18 protein-coding genes are annotated in these 15,818 nt (G+C 64.0%); 7 read left to right on the top strand and 11 right to left on the bottom strand.

Translation table 11 applies throughout. The annotated features are described in order from the left end of the window. Positions 1 to 380: 380 nt before the first annotated feature. A complete protein-coding gene (rluF, locus tag AC1IN8_RS03940; RefSeq protein WP_479758134.1) occupies positions 381 to 1,394 on the top strand; it encodes a 23S rRNA pseudouridine(2604) synthase RluF in 1,014 nt (337 codons plus the stop codon). A gap of 43 nt (positions 1,395 to 1,437) precedes the next feature. On the opposite strand, the gene AC1IN8_RS03935 is transcribed toward rluF, so the two are convergent. Then, positions 1,438 to 2,691 (bottom strand): cyanate transporter, encoded by a 1,254-nt coding sequence (locus tag AC1IN8_RS03935; protein WP_479758132.1) that lies wholly within the window; start codon positions 2,689 to 2,691, stop codon positions 1,438 to 1,440. Then, positions 2,684 to 3,187 (bottom strand): nucleoside deaminase, encoded by a 504-nt coding sequence (locus AC1IN8_RS03930; protein ID WP_247626806.1) that lies wholly within the window; start codon positions 3,185 to 3,187, stop codon positions 2,684 to 2,686. Before AC1IN8_RS03930 ends, AC1IN8_RS03935 begins: the two co-directional genes overlap by 8 nt. Before the next feature lie 124 nt (positions 3,188 to 3,311). Here AC1IN8_RS03930 and AC1IN8_RS03925 point away from each other — a divergent pair, with 124 nt between their 5' ends. Beyond that, entirely contained in the window at positions 3,312 to 4,169 is an 858-nt protein-coding gene (locus AC1IN8_RS03925; RefSeq protein WP_479758459.1) for a LysR family transcriptional regulator, read from the top strand. A gap of 270 nt (positions 4,170 to 4,439) precedes the next feature. Here the strand turns inward: AC1IN8_RS03925 and AC1IN8_RS03920 are convergent, their stop codons facing one another. The 4 genes from AC1IN8_RS03920 to AC1IN8_RS03905 all read right to left on the bottom strand — a co-directional run bounded on the left by AC1IN8_RS03920 (position 4,440) and on the right by AC1IN8_RS03905 (position 6,006). Further along, positions 4,440 to 4,907 (bottom strand): GyrI-like domain-containing protein, encoded by a 468-nt coding sequence (locus AC1IN8_RS03920; protein WP_265437489.1) that lies wholly within the window; start codon positions 4,905 to 4,907, stop codon positions 4,440 to 4,442. Between the two features lie 69 nt (positions 4,908 to 4,976). Further along, complete coding sequence (rsmS, locus tag AC1IN8_RS03915; protein WP_139435937.1) at positions 4,977 to 5,132, bottom strand: pleiotropic regulatory protein RsmS; 156 nt, start codon at positions 5,130 to 5,132, stop codon at positions 4,977 to 4,979. 86 nt (positions 5,133 to 5,218) lie between these two features. Next, positions 5,219 to 5,689, bottom strand: a complete 471-nt coding sequence (locus tag AC1IN8_RS03910) for an acyl-CoA thioesterase (RefSeq protein ID WP_479758130.1) — start codon at positions 5,687 to 5,689, stop codon at positions 5,219 to 5,221. A 14-nt stretch (positions 5,690 to 5,703) separates the two neighbouring features. Then, on the bottom strand, positions 5,704 to 6,006 hold the full coding sequence (locus tag AC1IN8_RS03905; protein WP_479758129.1) for a hypothetical protein: 303 nt from the start codon (positions 6,004 to 6,006) through the stop codon (positions 5,704 to 5,706). A gap of 215 nt (positions 6,007 to 6,221) precedes the next feature. Between AC1IN8_RS03905 and AC1IN8_RS03900 the strand changes: the two genes are divergently transcribed. Both AC1IN8_RS03900 and AC1IN8_RS03895 read left to right on the top strand, forming a co-directional pair. Next, a complete protein-coding gene (locus tag AC1IN8_RS03900) occupies positions 6,222 to 6,875 on the top strand; it encodes a tellurite resistance TerB family protein (RefSeq protein ID WP_139435933.1) in 654 nt (217 codons plus the stop codon). A 182-nt stretch (positions 6,876 to 7,057) separates the two neighbouring features. After that, positions 7,058 to 7,516 (top strand): N-acetyltransferase family protein, encoded by a 459-nt coding sequence (locus AC1IN8_RS03895; protein ID WP_479758127.1) that lies wholly within the window; start codon positions 7,058 to 7,060, stop codon positions 7,514 to 7,516. A 38-nt stretch (positions 7,517 to 7,554) separates the two neighbouring features. Here the strand turns inward: AC1IN8_RS03895 and AC1IN8_RS03890 are convergent, their stop codons facing one another. Beyond that, a complete protein-coding gene (locus tag AC1IN8_RS03890; RefSeq protein ID WP_479758126.1) occupies positions 7,555 to 9,000 on the bottom strand; it encodes an aminotransferase-like domain-containing protein in 1,446 nt (481 codons plus the stop codon). Positions 9,001 to 9,121: 121 nt separating this feature from the next. Between AC1IN8_RS03890 and AC1IN8_RS03885 the strand changes: the two genes are divergently transcribed. Genes AC1IN8_RS03885 through cydX form a run of 3 tightly spaced genes read left to right on the top strand, consistent with a single transcriptional unit; the run spans position 9,122 to position 11,958 of the window. Continuing rightward, a complete protein-coding gene (locus AC1IN8_RS03885; protein WP_479758125.1) occupies positions 9,122 to 10,693 on the top strand; it encodes a cytochrome ubiquinol oxidase subunit I in 1,572 nt (523 codons plus the stop codon). After that, positions 10,693 to 11,820 (top strand): cytochrome d ubiquinol oxidase subunit II, encoded by a 1,128-nt coding sequence (cydB, locus tag AC1IN8_RS03880; RefSeq protein ID WP_479758124.1) that lies wholly within the window; start codon positions 10,693 to 10,695, stop codon positions 11,818 to 11,820. The genes AC1IN8_RS03885 and cydB overlap by 1 nt, the downstream gene beginning before the upstream one ends. Positions 11,821 to 11,844: 24 nt before the next feature. After that, positions 11,845 to 11,958 (top strand): cytochrome bd-I oxidase subunit CydX, encoded by a 114-nt coding sequence (gene cydX / locus AC1IN8_RS03875; RefSeq protein WP_005310033.1) that lies wholly within the window; start codon positions 11,845 to 11,847, stop codon positions 11,956 to 11,958. A 63-nt stretch (positions 11,959 to 12,021) separates the two neighbouring features. Here the strand turns inward: cydX and AC1IN8_RS03870 are convergent, their stop codons facing one another. The 4 genes from AC1IN8_RS03870 to AC1IN8_RS03855 form a co-directional block, all read right to left on the bottom strand. Beyond that, complete coding sequence (locus AC1IN8_RS03870) at positions 12,022 to 13,194, bottom strand: MFS transporter (RefSeq protein WP_479758123.1); 1,173 nt, start codon at positions 13,192 to 13,194, stop codon at positions 12,022 to 12,024. A gap of 434 nt (positions 13,195 to 13,628) precedes the next feature. Continuing rightward, positions 13,629 to 14,432 carry a 2,5-didehydrogluconate reductase DkgB gene (gene dkgB, locus AC1IN8_RS03865; protein ID WP_479758121.1) on the bottom strand — a complete coding sequence of 268 codons (804 nt, stop codon included), beginning with the start codon at positions 14,430 to 14,432 and terminating at the stop codon, positions 13,629 to 13,631. A gap of 88 nt (positions 14,433 to 14,520) precedes the next feature. Next, entirely contained in the window at positions 14,521 to 14,811 is a 291-nt protein-coding gene (locus AC1IN8_RS03860; protein ID WP_479758120.1) for a putative quinol monooxygenase, read from the bottom strand. Positions 14,812 to 15,009: 198 nt separating this feature from the next. Then, on the bottom strand, positions 15,010 to 15,600 hold the full coding sequence (locus AC1IN8_RS03855) for a HEPN domain-containing protein (RefSeq protein ID WP_479758119.1): 591 nt from the start codon (positions 15,598 to 15,600) through the stop codon (positions 15,010 to 15,012). Positions 15,601 to 15,818 lie beyond the last annotated feature (218 nt).

Raw genomic sequence — 15,818 nt, 5'->3', positions numbered from 1 at the left:
GCCTGTCGCTCCAGGTGGGGCCGGGGCAGGGGAGAGGAGGGCCAGAGCAGGGGCAAGGGAGGGGGCGATTGGACAAGGGGAGCCTTATCTGCGAGACCGCATCCGCCGGGCGACGGCCCTCTTCGGGGCAGATGGCAGGATCCGGTGCACGGGGCGGGGCAAGGGATGGCGCAATATGCTACTGTAGCGGCGTTTTTTTGAAGAAAGGGCGGGCTTGCCCTTTTGAAGAGACTGATTGCAGGCGCTTTTTGTAGATCTTTTTTGTTGATTCTATTTGTAGATTCTTTTTTGTTGATGGAACTGTATGCAGACCAACCCGACCATGACCCGGCTGACTGAGCCGACACTTCTTTTGAACTCCACTATCTGGCAGGTGACCCATGCTGGCCGATGAATCCATGCGCCTGAACAAATACATCAGCGAGAGCGGCATCTGCTCCCGTCGCGAGGCTGATCGCTTCATCGAGCAGGGCCATGTCTACATCAACGGCAAGCGGGCCGGGATCGGCGATCAGGTGTTTGCCGGGGATCTGGTCAAGGTCAACGGTCAAGTGATAGAGGCGCGGGAGGCGGACAGCCTGGTCTTCATCGTGCTAAACAAGCCGGTGGGCATCGTCTCCACTACGGAGGCGGGGGAGAAGGACAACATAGTCGACTTCGTCAACCACAGCACCCGCATCTTCCCCATCGGCCGCCTCGACAAGGACTCCCAGGGGCTCATCTTCCTCACCAACCACGGGGATCTGGTGAACAAGATACTGCGGGCGGGCAACGATCACGAGAAAGAGTATCTGGTGACCGTGGACAAGCCGGTGACCGATGACTTTATCCGGGGCATGGGGGCCGGGGTGCCCATCCTCGGCGCCGTCACCAAGAAGTGCAAGGTGAAGAAAGAGGCGCCCTTCGTGTTTCGCATCACCCTGGTGCAGGGGCTCAATCGCCAGATCCGCCGCATGTGCGAGCACTTCGGCTTCGAGGTGACCAAGCTCGAGCGCATCCGCATCATGAACGTCAGCCTCAAGGGGCTGCCGGTGGGGGAGTGGCGCGATCTCACCGACGACGAGCTGATCGAGCTGTTCAAGCTCATTGAAGACTCCTCCTCCGAGGTGAAACCGGCCAAGGGGGAGAAACCCAAGACCCCGGCGGCGCAAACCGCCAAACCAGCCCAGGGCAAGAAGCCGCGCCGGGACGACGATCACGAGATTGGCGGGCGCCCCAATGTGCCGGGCCCGGAGGCCTTCGAGAAGAAGAGCCCCGCAGGCAAGGGCGGCGTGGGCAAGGGAGCCGCTGCTAAAGGCGCCGCTGGCAAGGGAGCCCCTGCCAAGGGGGGCAAGCCTGCCACCGCGGGCAAACCGCGCACCAACCAGGGTGGACGGCAGAAGAAGGGGCGCTAAGGCGCCCCGTCACTCGCTTTTCAACCTGCTCGATACACCGGCCCTAGGCCGGTGTATTGCTTTGTGCCGTCCGGGGCCCTTGGGTGAGGGGCGGGGCGGGCTGCCCCATCACCTTGTCCCCCATCACCCGGGCGTAGTGACGCGGATCCAGGCGCAGCACCAGCAGGCTCATCAGCGCCAGCCCCCCCAACTGCCACTGCCAGGCGCTGGCGAAGTCGCCGCTCAGGTGATGGAGGCGGGCCGCCACCCAGGGGCCGGTGGCCGCCAGGATGAAGCCGACCCCCTGCATCAGGGCACTGAGGCTACCGGCGCGCCTGGGGTCTGGCAGGTGATCCAGCGCAATCACCATGATGAGGGAGAAGCTGCCGCCAAGGCCGGCGCCGCACAGCAGGCACCAGAGGATGGGGGCGATTTGCGGGGCTAGCCAGAGGCCGCCAAAGCCCGCCACCTGCATCACAATGGCCAGCCCCATCCAGGGGCGCCTGTCCTCCTTGCGCGCCGCCAGCAGTGGCAGACCCAGGCCGCTGGCAGTCTGGGCCAGGGCCAGCCAGGCCACCAGCTCGCCCCCCTGCTGGGGGCTCCACCCCAGCGCCAGGTAGGCGGGGGCCAGCCAGGCCACGACGATGCCGTAGCCGCTGTTGATGATGCCAAAGCAGACGATCAGCAGCCAGGCTCGGGGCAGCGCGATCAGCCGCGGCTCCCCTGATAGGGGGGCGTGCGGCGCGGCGGTGGGCAGGCGCACCCGCCAGCCGAGCCAGACCAGGGCCAGCAGCACCGGCAGGCTCCACAGGGCCAGCGCCCGGGACCAGTCGAGGTGCGCGGCGAGCCTGGGGGTGAGCACGGCCCCGAGCGCCCCGCCCCCCATCATGCAGGCCGAGAAGATCCCCATCACCAGGGGCACCTTGCCCGCGAACGTCCCCTTGATGAGGCCGGGCAGTGTCCCCTGCACCAGGGCCGACCCCAGCCCGCACAGGGCGGCGCTGACGATAAGCAGGGTACCGCTCGCGAGATCGAGGCGCAGGGCGCTGCCCAGCATCAGCAGCAACAGGGCCGCACCGAGCAGGGGGCGTGGCCCGGCCTTGTCGAGCAGGGCCGGGGTGAGCAGGACGCCGACCCCGATCAGCAGCAGCGGCAGCAGGGTGACCCAGGCCAGCCTCTCCATGCCGAGGCCCAGCTGGGCGTCTATCTGCCCCGCCAGGGGGCCGATGGCGGTGAGGAAGGGGCGCAGGTTGATGCCAATGAGCACCACCAGCACCAGCAGGGCGCCGCTGCCGGAGGGGAGCGGGCGCTTAACCATGGGACTGGGGGCCGTAGAGGGCGGCGGCCGGGATGGGGCTCGGCAGCTTGACGAGGGGCAGGGGCGGCGGGTTGAGGGGCAGTCGCAGCCTGTGGTAACTGGCGCTGCTGTCAAAGCCGAAGGGGGCCGCGTCTTCATTGTCGAAGGCGTAGTAGACGGCGCTGATGCCATTCATCACCAGGGCGCACAGGCACATGGGGCAGGGGTGGCCGCTCGCGTAGACCACGGCGCCCGCAAGGGGCCCCTGGCGGCTCCCCTCCCGCAGCGCCTCCAGCTCGGCATGGCGGGTGGGATCCCCCGCCTCCAGCATGCGGTTGACGGCGCTCGCCACCAGCTGGTTGTCTCGCACCAGGAGGGCGGCGAAGGGGCGGCCCCCCTGCTGGCGGTGGGTCAGGGCCAACTGCAGGGTCTGCTCCAGCCACCCCTGATGGCTGGGGGCGGAGACGGCACTGAGGGCGTTCACTGGGCGGGCACCGGAGTGGGGAGGCTGTGACATGGGTTCATCCTGGCAAAAGAGGGGGGTGACGGCAGCCTAACGGGCCCGCAAGTCATTTGGAAATTAAATGATAAAATGACTTTCAGTGATTTTATAAATGGAGAATCCCCCCATGGAGCGACCCTTGCTGGATCCCCACCTGCTGCAGAGCTTTGTCGCCATCGTCGAGACCGGCAGTTTCACCCGTGCCGGCGAGCGGATGCACCTGACCCAGTCCACCATCAGCCAGCAGATGCGCCGCCTCGAGCAGCAGCTCGGTTGTCCGCTGCTCGACCGATCCGGCCGCCAGGTGGTGACCACGGCCCAGGGGGAGACACTGCTCGGGCTGGCGCGCCGCATCCTGGGGCTGCTGGCCCGGGCGGGGGAGCGGGTGGGGGAGGCCAGCCAGCCCCTGCGCCTCGGGGTGCCTGAGGATTTTGCCGCCGGCGCCATGACCCCTGTGCTGGCGGCTTTCGCCCGGCAATACCCCGAGGTGAGGCTGGAGGTGCAAAGCGGGCTGAGTCACGAGATCTGGCAGGCGTTCGAAGGGGGAGAGCTGGATCTGGCGCTGATCAAGCAGGGGCGCGGGCAGGGGGAGCCCATCGCCCGCTGGCGCGAGCCGCTCGCCTGGGTCGACAGCCGGGAGTGGCCAGCCAGCGAGCGGGATCCTGTTCCCCTGGTGGTGTTTCCGAGCGAAGGGCTCTATCGGCGCCAGATAACCGACGCCCTGGATGCCAGGGGCATTGCCTGGCGCATCGCCTACGTGAGTGCCAGTCTCGCCAGCCTGCAGGGGGCGGTGAGCGCGGGCATAGGGGTGAGCCTGCTGCCCGCCCGCTTGTTGCAACCGGAGCAGGTGGAGCTGACACACTGGCCCGCGGTGCGTCCGGTGGAGCTGGCCCTGCACCTGGGGGCGGGGGGCAGTGAGCCCCTCAGCCGGCTGTGCGAGGCCCTGATCGCCCTCTGCGACGAGGTGATGGGGGAGGAGGCAATCGTAGCGCGCTGAGGGGGACAACACGGCGCCGAAACAGTGCCCTGGTGAGACGTGCCCTGTGAAGGCCGCCCTCGTCTTGGCCCCTCAGACGAGGGCTTGTCTGGGCACCACGGCGAGCCAGAGTTCCACCTCGCCGCTGCCGCTATCCGGGTTAACTGTGAAGGCCGCCCTCGTCTTGGCCCCTCAGGCCAGGGCTTGTCTGGGCACCACGGCGAGCCAGAGCTCCACCTCGCCGCTGCCGCTATCCGGGTCAACGGTGAAGGCTGCCCTCGTCTTGGCCCCTCAGGCCAGGGCTTGTCTGGGCACCACGGCGAGCCAGAGTTCCACCTCGCCGCTGCCGCTATCCGGGTCAAAGGCGTCGCCGTAGCGCTCAAAGTCCGGCTTGTGGGCAGAGTCGTAATCGGATTGCGCGAGCCACGCCAGCGCCTGCTGCCAGGTGTGCGGCAGGGCATCCACATGGCCCAGATGGCGAAAGACCGCATAGGTCTGGGGGCTGATGCGCATCCGGCCCAGGGTCGGAGGCAGCACTTCCAGGGCGCTCACTTCAACTGCACACATATATTCGCAGCCGCTCTCGTCGGCGCCGCAGATGACGCCGTAGGCGTGCTCCCCCAGCTGACCCGGCAGGGGGCCGAGGGCGCTGAAGTCACGCCACTGGCCACCGAAGTCGCCGTGCTGGAAGCTGTGATGGCGGCGCAGGCCGCCAAGCAGCATGGCCTTGCCGGTTTCGAAGCGAACGGGGTCTGACATGGTGCCTCCCGGGTTGTAGGAGAAGGGTTGAAGGGAAAGGGGTGAAGGGACAGCGCCGAGGTGAGCGCGTCAGTGCGCCCGGCCTTCCTCGAGCTTGCGCTCATAGTCCTGGCGGACGATGGCGAGCGCCGCCAGGGCGAGCTCCGGGGCAATCTGGTTGGTTTCCAGCAGTTCTATCAGATCCACCGCGAGTTTGACCTCGGGCGGTGCAGTTTCCAGTGACATCTTGGTTTCTCGTGGGGCTGCGGGTGCGCCATTATAGCGCCCCGGGCGGTGAAGACACGCCCCGGCTGCCCGGGGGATGACGGGTTTCACATGTGCTGGCGCATCTCCTTGTCGAGCTCCTCGCGCAGGGCCATCAGTTTCTTGGCGTACTGCTGCAGGCTCAGCTCCTGCTCGCTCACCGGCTGCCACTGGGGCACCGGGCTCGGCTTGCCGTGCTCGTCCATGGCCACGAAGATGATGATGCAGTGGGTGGTCTTGTGGCGCGCAGGGTCAGTGGGGTGGCGGCTGTAGACGTCCACCGCCAGGTGCATGCTGGTGGTGCCGGTGTGGATCACCCTGGCGTGCACCTCCACCAGCTGGCCTATCTGGATGGGGCGCAGGAAGCGGATGCCCCCCACATAGACGGTGACGGCATAGCCGCCACACCAGCCGGCGGCGCAGGCGTAGCCGGCCTGATCGATCCACTTCATCACCATGCCGCCATGGACCTTGCCACCGAAGTTGACGTCGGCGGGTTCGGCGAGAAATTGCAGGGTCAGCTCGTGGGGTGGGGTCATATTGTCTCCTCGGTTCATTGCCGGTCACTCTTGCGGTAGGCCTCGGCCTGCTGGCAGGGAGGCAGGGATGACACATAGGGGAGTTCATTGCCGGTGCGCTGGCCGAGGCTGGCGTACTCCTGCTGGCAGCGGGTCGTCTTGCCGCCCGCCCTGACGCAGGCGTCGATGCGCTGCTGCCTCCCCTGTATGGTCTGTTGTTGCCGGGCGTTGGCACAGGCCCGATCCAGCCCGGCCTGATGGGTGTTCCTGTCAGGGGTTGCGGCGAGCAGGCCACCCCAGAGGGTGCCACCGAGCAGCAGTATGACCAGCTTCATCATGGGTTGTCTCCTTGCGAAGGGCGCCTCGCCATGCCCGGGGCTGTGCCCCCACAATGGCCAGTGATGACAATAACAACCGCAGCGACCAGGACTCATCCAACCAGATGAACCCGCCACGAGCAGGAGCCGTCGCAACAGCCGGGCTGGAACATCCATTCACCTTGAGTTCAGCGGCGGCGGCCCAGCATGGCATCTCATGCAAATGAGGAGGCCCCATGAAACAGATGCTGGAGCAATTGATGGGAGCTGGCAAGGGCTGGCTCAACGATGGCGGCGACACGCGCAAGGCCCAGATGAAGGGCATGGCCCAGGGTGGGCTGGCCGCCGGGGCCATGGCGCTGCTGCTTGGCAACAAGAAGATGCGCAAGTACGGCACCAAGGTGGCGGCGGTGGGCGGGGCGGCGGCCCTCGGCGGGCTGGCCTACAAGCTCTACCAGGACTGGCAGCAGAACCAGAGTGCGCCAGCGGCCGGCACGCCCCATCCCCTCAACGAGCTGGCGGGCGCCGAACTGGATGCCCGTGCCAGCCTGCTGGTGCGCGCCATGGTGGCGGCGGCCCGGGCCGACGGCCACATCGACGCCGCCGAGCGCCAGAAGATCCAGGCGTACCTGACCGAGCAGGGCCAACCCGATGCCGCCCGCTGGATTGACGCCGAGCTGGCCCGTCCGCTGGATCCGCAAGCCCTGGCCCGGGAAGTGACCGACATGGAGCAGGCCACCGAGGTCTATCTCGCCTCCCTGCTCGCCGTCGAGGTGGATCACTTCATGGAGCGCGGCTATCTCGACGAACTGGCCCGAGCCCTGAAACTCGATGACAACCTGAAAGCCAGCATAGAGCGCCAGGTGGCCCAGCTGGGCGCACCGGGTTGAGCCCAGCAGCTATCAGGATTGTTCACAAGGCCCCGTCATGGGGCCTTGTCGTTGGTGCCCCCGGTGAACCCTTGTCATGAAGGGATACAATCGGCGCTTCATCTTGGGGTCGACTCCTCCTATGATGGTTTTTTCCCCAGGCCGCTGGGGCGAGGTCATCAACCACAGGCAAGGAGCACCCATTGGAAATACGCAAGGCAACCGAGCAGGATCTCGACGCCATCGTCGAACTGGATCGGCAGATAGGGCAGATCCACTTCGAGCAGGCTCCCGAGGTGTTCTGCCCTCCCTCTTCCCGGCAGCGGGCGTTTCTGCTGGACGCCATCCAGAGCGAGGGGCGGCTGTTTTGTGTCGCCCTGGTGGAGGGATTGGTGGTGGGGTTCTTGAGCGCCAGGATCGACATCAATGAAACCGTCCCGTTTCTCACCACGCTGCCCGTCTGCCGCATCACGACTGTGGTGGTGGATGAGCACCACAGATCCCGCGGCATAGGCAAGGCGCTGATCGCCCATTGTGATGCGTGGGCCAAGGCCCACGATGCCAGCCAGCTCAAGCTGGAAGTCATGTCATTCAATGCGCGGGCCAGATCGCTCTACGAGTCTCTTGGCTTCAAGCGCCAGTCCGAGACTTACGCCAGATAAGGCTCCCCTACTGCGGCGAGCCAGTCCACAAGGCTTCGTCATGATGAGGCCTTGTCGTTGCTGGCCTGCCGATAGGGGGCGAGCTGCTGGTGGACCAGGGCCGCCAGCCGGGTGAGGGCGGCCTCCAGCGCCGGGCTCCAGGGATGAGCGCTGTTGAGGCGCAGGCAGTGGTTGTGCTGGCCCTGGCTCGAGAACAGGGCGCCGGGGGCCAACGAGAAGCCGCTGGCCAGCGCCTGGGCATAGAGGGCCCGGCTGTCGAGGCGCGCGTCGAATGTCAGCCAGAGGAAGTAGCCGCCGTCCGGGGTCGAGATATGCACCTCGTCCTGGAAGAGGCGCAGCAGAGCCGCCCGCATCTGCTGCTGGCGCTGGGCCAGGGTGTGGCGCAGGCGGCGAAAGTGGGCATCCACCCCGCCCTGGCGCAGCATGTCGGCGAGCGCCAGCTGGCTCGGCACATTGGTCGACAGCGTCGACATCAGTTGCAGCCGCTGGATGCGTTCGGCATGGGGCCCGGCCACCACCCAGCCGACCCGAAAGCCCGGCGCCAGGCACTTGGTCCAGGAGCCGCACAGCAGGCTGTCACCCCGGGCGTCCCAGCGCTTGATGGGGCTGGGGCGTTCGCGGCCAAAGTAGAGCTCGGCGTAGACGTCGTCCTCCACCAGGGGCACCTCATGGGCGTTGAGCAATGCCATCAGTGCCTGCTTGTGACCATCCGGCATGGTGTGACCCAGGGGATGCTGGACGTTGCCCATCAGCCAGCACGCCTTGATGGGGCGCTGGGCGAGGGCCTCGGTGAGCAGGGCGAGATCGATGCCCACCCCGGGGATCACGGGGATCTCCACCACGTTGAGCTTGAGCCGCTCTATGGCCTGCAGGGCGCCGTAGAAGGTGGGGGACTCCACCACCACCCAGTCCCCGGGCTCGGTCAGCACCTGCAGGCTTAAGGAGAGCGCCTCCATGGCGCCGGTGGTGATGATGATCTCCTGGGGGTCCACCGCCAGGCCGTCGCTGGCGTAACGCTGGGCGATGGCGCGGCGCAGCGCCTCGTTGCCGGGAGGCAGATCTGCCACCGTGCTGAAGGGGTCGAGGCGGCGCATGCAGCTCGCCAGGGCCCGGCCGAGCTGGGGGTGGGGGAAGAGGGCCGGATCCGCCACCGCGAGCCCCAGCGGCACCAGCTCCCGGGACTTGCTCGCCAGCAACACCTCGAACACCAGATCGTTGATGTCCACCGAGCCGCTGTAGCGGGCCTGCTGGGCCGTGCCGGCGGGCAGCGGTGAGGTGGCGGCCTTGACGTAGTAGCCGGACTGGGGCCGCGCCAGGATGAGGCCGCGGCTCTCGAGCAGCTGATAGGCCTGCAGCACCGTCATGGGGCTCAAGTGATGGGTCTTGCAGCTCTGGCGGATGGAGGGGATGCGCTCCCCCGGTTGCCAGAGGCCGCTCTCTATCTGCTGCTGCAACAAGGCAGCCAGCTGACCGTAACGGGACATGGGGTGGCCTAAACTGTTATAGGTGGATTTCACTATAACTGCATCTGTTATAGGTGTCATGGCACGTGTTGTACTTAACGGGCGAAAACCTGCCTGTTAAATGCAACATAGAGAGTCATGCATGATAAGCCTGGATGATGTGGTCAGCCTCTCCCGAATACAGTTCGGCGCGACGGCGATGTTCCACTTTCTGTTTGTGCCCCTCACCCTGGGGCTGTCCTGGATCCTGGTGATCGCCGAGTCCGCCTACGTGATGACCGGCAAGGTGATCTACAAGGACATCACCCGCTTCTGGGGCAAGCTGTTCGGTATCAACTTCGTCATGGGGGTCACCACCGGCATCACCCTGGAGTTCCAGTTCGGCACCAACTGGGCCTACTACTCCCACTATGTCGGCGACATCTTCGGCACCCCGCTGGCGGTGGAGGGACTGATGGCCTTCTTCCTCGAGTCCACCCTGGTCGGCCTCTTCTTCTTCGGCTGGGACAAGCTCTCCCGGGGTCAGCACCTGCTGGTGACCATGCTGGTGGCGCTTGGCTCCAACCTCTCCGCGCTCTGGATCCTCATCGCCAACGGCTGGATGCAGAACCCGGTGGGGGCCGAGTTCAATCCCATGACCATGCGCATGGAGCTGGTGGACGTGGCGGCGGTGATCTTCAACCCGGTGGCCCAGGTCAAGTTCGTCCACACGGTGGCGGCGGGCTATGTGGCCGCCTCCCTGTTCGTGATGGGGGTGAGCAGCTGGTATCTGCTGCGTCGCATGGAGGTGCGTTTCGCCCTGCGCTCCTTCGCCATCGCCTCGGGCTTTGGTCTGGCGGCCATCCTCTCGGTCATCGTGCTGGGGGACGAGTCGGGCTATCGCACCGGCGAGGTGCAGAAGGTCAAGCTCGCCGCCATCGAGGCGGAGTGGCACACAGAGCCGGCGCCCGCCTCCTTCACCCTGTTCGGCCTGCCGGATCAGCGCGCCGAGACCACTCACGCCGCGGTCAAGATACCCTATCTGATGGGCATCATCGCCACCCGCTCCCTGGATGAGCAGGTGACCGGCCTTAAAGATCTGAAGGCGCAGCACGAGGTGCGCATTCGCAGCGGCATGCTTGCCCACGACGCCCTGGAGGCGCTGCGCTCAGACGGTAGCAATGCCGAGGCCCGCGCCACCTTCGAGCGCCACCGCGCGGATCTCGGCTACGGCCTGCTGCTGACCCCCTACGCCGCCGATATCGGCAAGGCGGACGAGGCGGCCATCGCCAAGGCGGTCGACGACTCCATCCCCCAGGTGGCGCCGCTTTTTTGGAGCTTCCGGCTGATGGTGGGCATAGGTGTGGTGCTGCTCGCGCTCTTTGCCGCCGCCTTCCTGCAGCTGTGCCGGGGCAAGCTGGTGCAATCCCCCCGTCTGCTCAAGGCGCTGTTCTGGTCTATTCCGCTGCCCTGGATTGCCATCGAGGCGGGCTGGTTCGTGGCCGAGTTCGGCCGCCAGCCCTGGACCATCAGCGACGTGCTGCCGGTGTCGGCCTCCGTCTCCTTGCTGCAACCTGGGCAACTCTGGTTCAGCCTCATCTCCATCTTCCTTATCTACAGCACGCTGCTGGTGGTGGAGCTGTTCTTGTTGCGTCACGTGATCCGCAAAGGGCCCGCGAGCCTGCAGACGGGTCGTTATCAAGGTGAAATGTTGAAAAACGGGAGTCCCGTCTGATGGATTACGAAACCCTGAAACTCATCTGGTGGGGGCTGGTGCTCTTCCTGCTCATCGGCTTCGTGGTGATGGATGGCTTCGATCTCGGGGTCGGCATGCTGCTCCCCGTGGTGGCCAAAACCGATGAGGAGCGGCGAGTGCTGCTCAACAGCGTGGGGCCCGTGTGGGAGGGCAACCAGGTGTGGCTCATCGCCGGTGCCGGCACCCTGTTCGCCGCCTGGCCCCTGGTCTATGCCGCCTCCTTCTCGGCGCTCTATGTGCCCTTCATGTTCCTGCTGTTCGGCCTCTTCCTGCGCCCGGTGGGGTTTGACTATCGCAGCAAGCTGCCGGATCCCCTGTGGCGCCGCTGGTGGGACAGGGCCCTGGTGATGGGGGCCCTGCTGCCGACCCTGGTATTTGGCGCGACCCTCGGCTTCTTGTTGCAAGGCTTGCCGTTTCGCTTCGACTCGGCCCTTCGCATCCACTACGGCGCTTTTGATTTCAACTGGCCGCTGCTGTTGACCTGCATGGGCACGGCGCTGGCCCTGCTGATGCTCCATGGCTGCAGCTTCCTGCAGTGCAAGACCCAAGGGGTGATAGCACAGCGCTGCGCCCGCCAGAGCCGCTGGCTTGGCCCCCTAGCAAGCGCCCTGTTTGCCTTAGGCGGCTTCTGGCTCAGCCAGATGCGCGGTTACCGGATAGCGGAGATCGGGGATCTCAACGGCGCCCTGACCCCCTTGATGAAGCAGGTGGTGACGGCGCCGGACGGCTGGTTTGGCAACTTCGTGGCGCACCCTGTGCTCTGGGCAGTGCCTGCCCTGGGCCTCGCGCTGCCGCTCTTGAGCACGCTGGCCAGCCAGCTGGGTCGGGCGCGGCTCGCCATCCTCGCCAGCGGCGGTGCCTGCGCCGCCATGATGCTGACCGTGGCCATCGCGCTCTTCCCCTTCGTGCTGCCCTCCTCCCTGGATCCGTCCAGCAGCCTGACCCTGTGGGACGGCACCTCCAGCGAGCGGACGCTGCTTATCATGCTGGGGATCGTCGCCGTGCTGATGCCCATCAACATCGGCTATACCCTCTGGGTCTACTGGGTGGCGCGGGGCAAGATGAGCACCGAGCAGGTGCGCCAGCAGGGCCATAGCCTCTACTGACACGGGAATTGAGGAGTCTTCGATATGTGGTATTTCACCTGGATTTTGGGGCTGGGGTTTGCGCTGCTGTGCGGCCTGGTCAATCTGCTCTGGCTGGAGGCGCGCTGGGCCGCCGACGAGGATCTCAAGGAGTCTTGATCCGCACTTTTTTGCCAATGAAAAAGGCCGACACCGGGTGTCGGCCTCTTCGTCTGTGGGAGGTTAAACCGCCAGCGCCAACTTGGCCTCGCGCCTCTCGCTGACGTGGGTCAGGCCATAGGCCAGCAGCACGATGAGGGCCCCGATCCAGGGGGTGTGCATCAGACCGAGGTGATCCACCACTAAACCCCCCACCACGGATCCCAGCGCTATGCCGACGTTGAAGGCGGCAATGTTGAGGCCGGAGGCCACGTCCACGGCATTGGGGGTGTGGATTTCGGCCTGCTTCACCACCAGCACCTGCAGTCCCGGCACGTTGCCGAACGCGAAGGCACCCCACACCAGCACGGTGAGCACCGCCAGCACCGGATGGGGCGCGGTGAAGGTGAGCATCAGCAGGATGAGCGCCAGACCGCCAAACATCAGCTTCAAGGCGGGCAGCGGGCCCATCTTGTCCGCGAGCTTGCCGCCCCAGATATTGCCGACGGCCACCGACACCCCGTACACCAGCAGGATCAGGCTCACCGCATTGGCACCGAAGCCGCTCACCTGCTGCAAGATGGGGGCGAGGAAGGTAAAGGCGGTGAAGGCGCCGCCGTAGCCCAGAGCGGTCTTGGCATAGACCATCAGCAGGGGCTTCTTGGTCAGCACGGCGAGCTGCTCACTGAGGCTGGAGGCTGTCCCCTTGGGCAGGTTGCCGGGGATGAGCAGCAGGCTGCCTGCCATGGCGATGACCCCGAGTGCGCTCACCACCAGGAAGGTCTCGCGCCAGCCGAACTGCTGACCAATCCAGGTGCCGAGCGGCACGCCGGTCACCAGGGCGACCGTGAGGCCGCTGAACATGATGGCGATGGCGCTCGCCGCCTTCTCCTTGGCCACCAGCCCGGTGGCGATGGTGCTGCCCACCGAGAAGAAGACCCCGTGGGCCAGGCCGGTGAGAATGCGGGCGACGATCAGGCTCTCGTAGCCCGGTGCCTGCCAGGCCAGCAGGTTGCCGGCGGTGAAGAGCGCCATCAGGCCCACCAGCAGCCACTTGCGCGGCAGCTTGCCGGTGAGCGCCGTCAGCACAGGTGCGCCTATGGCCACCCCCAGGGCATAGAGGCTGACCAGCAGGCCCGCCGAGGGGAGCGAGACATTGAGCTGCTCGGCTATGGTGGGGATCAGCCCCACGATCACGAACTCGGTGGTGCCGATCGCAAAGGCACTCAGGGTGAGGGCAAATAACGCCAGTGGCATACAAACTCCTTGGATAGTGGCTCCCGACGGGAGAATGGCGCCAGTATGCCGATGTGATTTGTTGGCAAAAATGACGGCAACATCAAATTACTTTTGCCAAATCAGCAGCAATGGTGCTGTGGAAGGAGGAGTGGCTGAGGCAGCAAGAGCGGCTATGCAGAGTTAGCGGAAGGCAGAGACAAAGCGCGCAGCAGCAACGCGTGCAGAGCGAGCCGGGAACACAGAGGCAAGGGAAGGCTCTGGTGAGCAGCACGGGCGGCAGGGCTGGATGGCGTCTTGTGCCAGATGCTTGTGATGGCGATGGTGATGGCGAGAGAGGGGAAGACGAGAAGAAGCGGGAGGCATGATGCCTCCCGCTTGGGGTCACAGACAGATCCCGGACTGCTGTTTGCGCCCTTCTCCCCTGGCGGGAGAAGGGCTGGGGATGAGGGGGATCAATCCCAGGCCGGTGCGAAGTCCGGGTTGGCGCAGCGCTCGCCTCGATCCAGGGTGGCAATCTGTGCCATCTCCTCGGGGCTGAGTTTGACCTTCAGCGCAGCCAGGTTGGCGGCGAGATTCTCCCGTTTGGTGGAGCTCGGGATCACCGTCATGCCCTGGGCCAGCAGCCAGGCTAGCGACACCTGGGCCGCCGAGACGCCGTGGCGCTTGCCGATCTCCATCAGGAGCGGCTCGGCGAGTACCTTGCCATAGGCCAGCGGCATATAGGCGGTGATGGCGATGCCGTGCTCCTGGCAGAACTCAACCACCTTGCGGTTTTGCAGCAGGGGGTGGATCTCCACCTGCTGGTGGGCGATGGCGCCCGGCCCCAGGATCTCGATGGCCTGTTTGAGCTGGGCCACGGTGAAGTTGGAAACCCCTATCTCCCGGGTCAGACCCCGGGCCTTGGCCTCGGCCAGCTGCTCCAGATAGACCGCCATCGGCACCTCATCCTGGGGGGAGGGCCAGTGAATGAGCGCCAGATCCAGATAGTCGGTGCGCAGTTTCTCCAGGCTCAACTCCAGGCTCGGGATCACCTTGCCCGGGCCGAACTCGCTGATCCACACCTTGGTGGTCAGGTAGATATCCTGGCGGGGCACGCCGCTTTCGCTCATCAGTTGGCCCACTTCGGCCTCGTTGTCATAGATCTGGGCGGTATCGATATGGCGATAGCCGAGATCCAGACCCTGCAGCAGGGAGTCGCGCAGGGGCTGATCCTTCAGGCGAAAGGTACCAAGACCCAGGTTGGGCATCTTCATCATCATATTCCTCAAGTTATTGTTTCTACGCTCAATATTGTGTCGGCCCGTCCCCAGATCCAGGGCGGGCAGGGGCAGGCCGCAGCTGGATTCAGGCTAGTTGATAGCGGCGAACGCTGGTGCTGGCAAACCAGCCCCGGGTGCTGGCCACGAAGGCGAGAAAATGGGGCTGCTGCTGGTGGGCGCTGAGGGCGGTCTCGCTCTCCCACTCCTCGTGGAGCATCCAGCCGTGGGGGCGCTCCAGGCTCTGGTGCAACTGGTAGCAGAGGCACCCGGGCTCTTGCAGGGTAGCCGCTATCAAGGGGTCCAAGGCGGCGCGACACTCGGCGGCAAATTCAGGCTTGGCCTCAAGCTCGGCAATCACTGTGATGGGGGATGACATCTGCACCTCTTTGCTAAAACGACGGTCAGTATGCCCCCGGCAGACTGGGGGAAACAGGGCAGCAGTCGCAAAACACTATTGAGGACAGAGCAGCAATGGGGAGACCCCAGAAATTGGAGTTGATAAAGAGACCGGATAAATACCGGTCTCGGATAACAATAGGAACTGTACTATTTGCATTAATGCTAATTACAAAGGTTAGCCAGATAGTTGGTGTTGTCTTTCAAGTACGGAAGCATGATGCTGATCTATTTTATAGTTGATGTAACTGTCGGTTACCTTAACGAGTTCCTTTATAAAGCGAATCACTTTTTCAAGTTCATCACGTTTTATAAGATGCGCCGATGGTATTCCAGAATTTATTGGTTTTGAACGATGTGCAGCATCACCGCGTTTTTTAATCCATTGATTTAGAGTGGTTCTGGCTTTATCAGGCTCATAGTTAGACCATCGCCATCCCTCTGTAACATCAAAACCTAGATAGTCTTGAAATATTCGTTTGGTTTTGTCAGAACTTGGGTTATGGAACGTTTTTAAGTCTGAATGCAGTTTCTTGAGGATAAAATCGCCTAGGTAGCTGCCTTGTACAGCGGTCAATTTTTTGTGCACTTCTTCGACTAAGCGATCCTCGACATATGTTTCCCATGCAGTGAGAGCCATAACAAGGCCAGCTCGTTTTAATACTTCACTATTCGGAGGTGGGGGATTAGCATTGATGCTATCAAAATGAGCCAATAACTCTTCAGCGTCTTTTATTGCGTATTCAAATCCTTGAATTGCTTTTGACATAGTCTTCTTCCAATGAAATTCATTAAGATAATATGTTGAGTTTTATTAATATGGCATTCCAATAATATGAATCGGCACTGGCCGTATAGTAGTAAGTCATTCTCTCTTAATCTGACAGCTACGCGATCATAAAATAGGTGTTCTATCCGCGAATTTAAAGTTAAAAAAGATAAAGGTAAGCTTGATGTATGAATGGGGGCGAGAGACTGTGCATATCT

The organism is Aeromonas sp. 130281, from assembly GCF_056642115.1.
This window is presented reverse-complemented; position numbering and strand designations above follow the sequence as displayed.

Bases quoted from the DNA above. Each gene is read 5' to 3' on its own strand.
- AC1IN8_RS03885 (WP_479758125.1), top strand. From the start codon at position 9,122: ATGATAAGCCTGGATGATGTGGTCAGCCTCTCCCGAATACAGTTCGGC.
- AC1IN8_RS03910 (WP_479758130.1), bottom strand. From the start codon at position 5,689: ATGACCCCACCCCACGAGCTGACCCTGCAATTTCTCGCCGAACCCGCC.
- AC1IN8_RS03890 (WP_479758126.1), bottom strand. From the start codon at position 9,000: ATGTCCCGTTACGGTCAGCTGGCTGCCTTGTTGCAGCAGCAGATAGAG.
- AC1IN8_RS03860 (WP_479758120.1), bottom strand. From the start codon at position 14,811: ATGTCATCCCCCATCACAGTGATTGCCGAGCTTGAGGCCAAGCCTGAA.
- rsmS (WP_139435937.1), bottom strand. From the start codon at position 5,132: ATGTCACTGGAAACTGCACCGCCCGAGGTCAAACTCGCGGTGGATCTG.
- rluF (WP_479758134.1), top strand. From the start codon at position 381: ATGCTGGCCGATGAATCCATGCGCCTGAACAAATACATCAGCGAGAGC.
- AC1IN8_RS03900 (WP_139435933.1), top strand. From the start codon at position 6,222: ATGAAACAGATGCTGGAGCAATTGATGGGAGCTGGCAAGGGCTGGCTC.
- dkgB (WP_479758121.1), bottom strand. From the start codon at position 14,432: ATGATGAAGATGCCCAACCTGGGTCTTGGTACCTTTCGCCTGAAGGAT.
- cydX (WP_005310033.1), top strand. From the start codon at position 11,845: ATGTGGTATTTCACCTGGATTTTGGGGCTGGGGTTTGCGCTGCTGTGC.
- AC1IN8_RS03855 (WP_479758119.1), bottom strand. From the start codon at position 15,600: ATGTCAAAAGCAATTCAAGGATTTGAATACGCAATAAAAGACGCTGAA.
- AC1IN8_RS03935 (WP_479758132.1), bottom strand. From the start codon at position 2,691: ATGGTTAAGCGCCCGCTCCCCTCCGGCAGCGGCGCCCTGCTGGTGCTG.
- cydB (WP_479758124.1), top strand. From the start codon at position 10,693: ATGGATTACGAAACCCTGAAACTCATCTGGTGGGGGCTGGTGCTCTTC.
- AC1IN8_RS03920 (WP_265437489.1), bottom strand. From the start codon at position 4,907: ATGTCAGACCCCGTTCGCTTCGAAACCGGCAAGGCCATGCTGCTTGGC.
- AC1IN8_RS03870 (WP_479758123.1), bottom strand. From the start codon at position 13,194: ATGCCACTGGCGTTATTTGCCCTCACCCTGAGTGCCTTTGCGATCGGC.
- AC1IN8_RS03930 (WP_247626806.1), bottom strand. From the start codon at position 3,187: ATGTCACAGCCTCCCCACTCCGGTGCCCGCCCAGTGAACGCCCTCAGT.
- AC1IN8_RS03905 (WP_479758129.1), bottom strand. From the start codon at position 6,006: ATGATGAAGCTGGTCATACTGCTGCTCGGTGGCACCCTCTGGGGTGGC.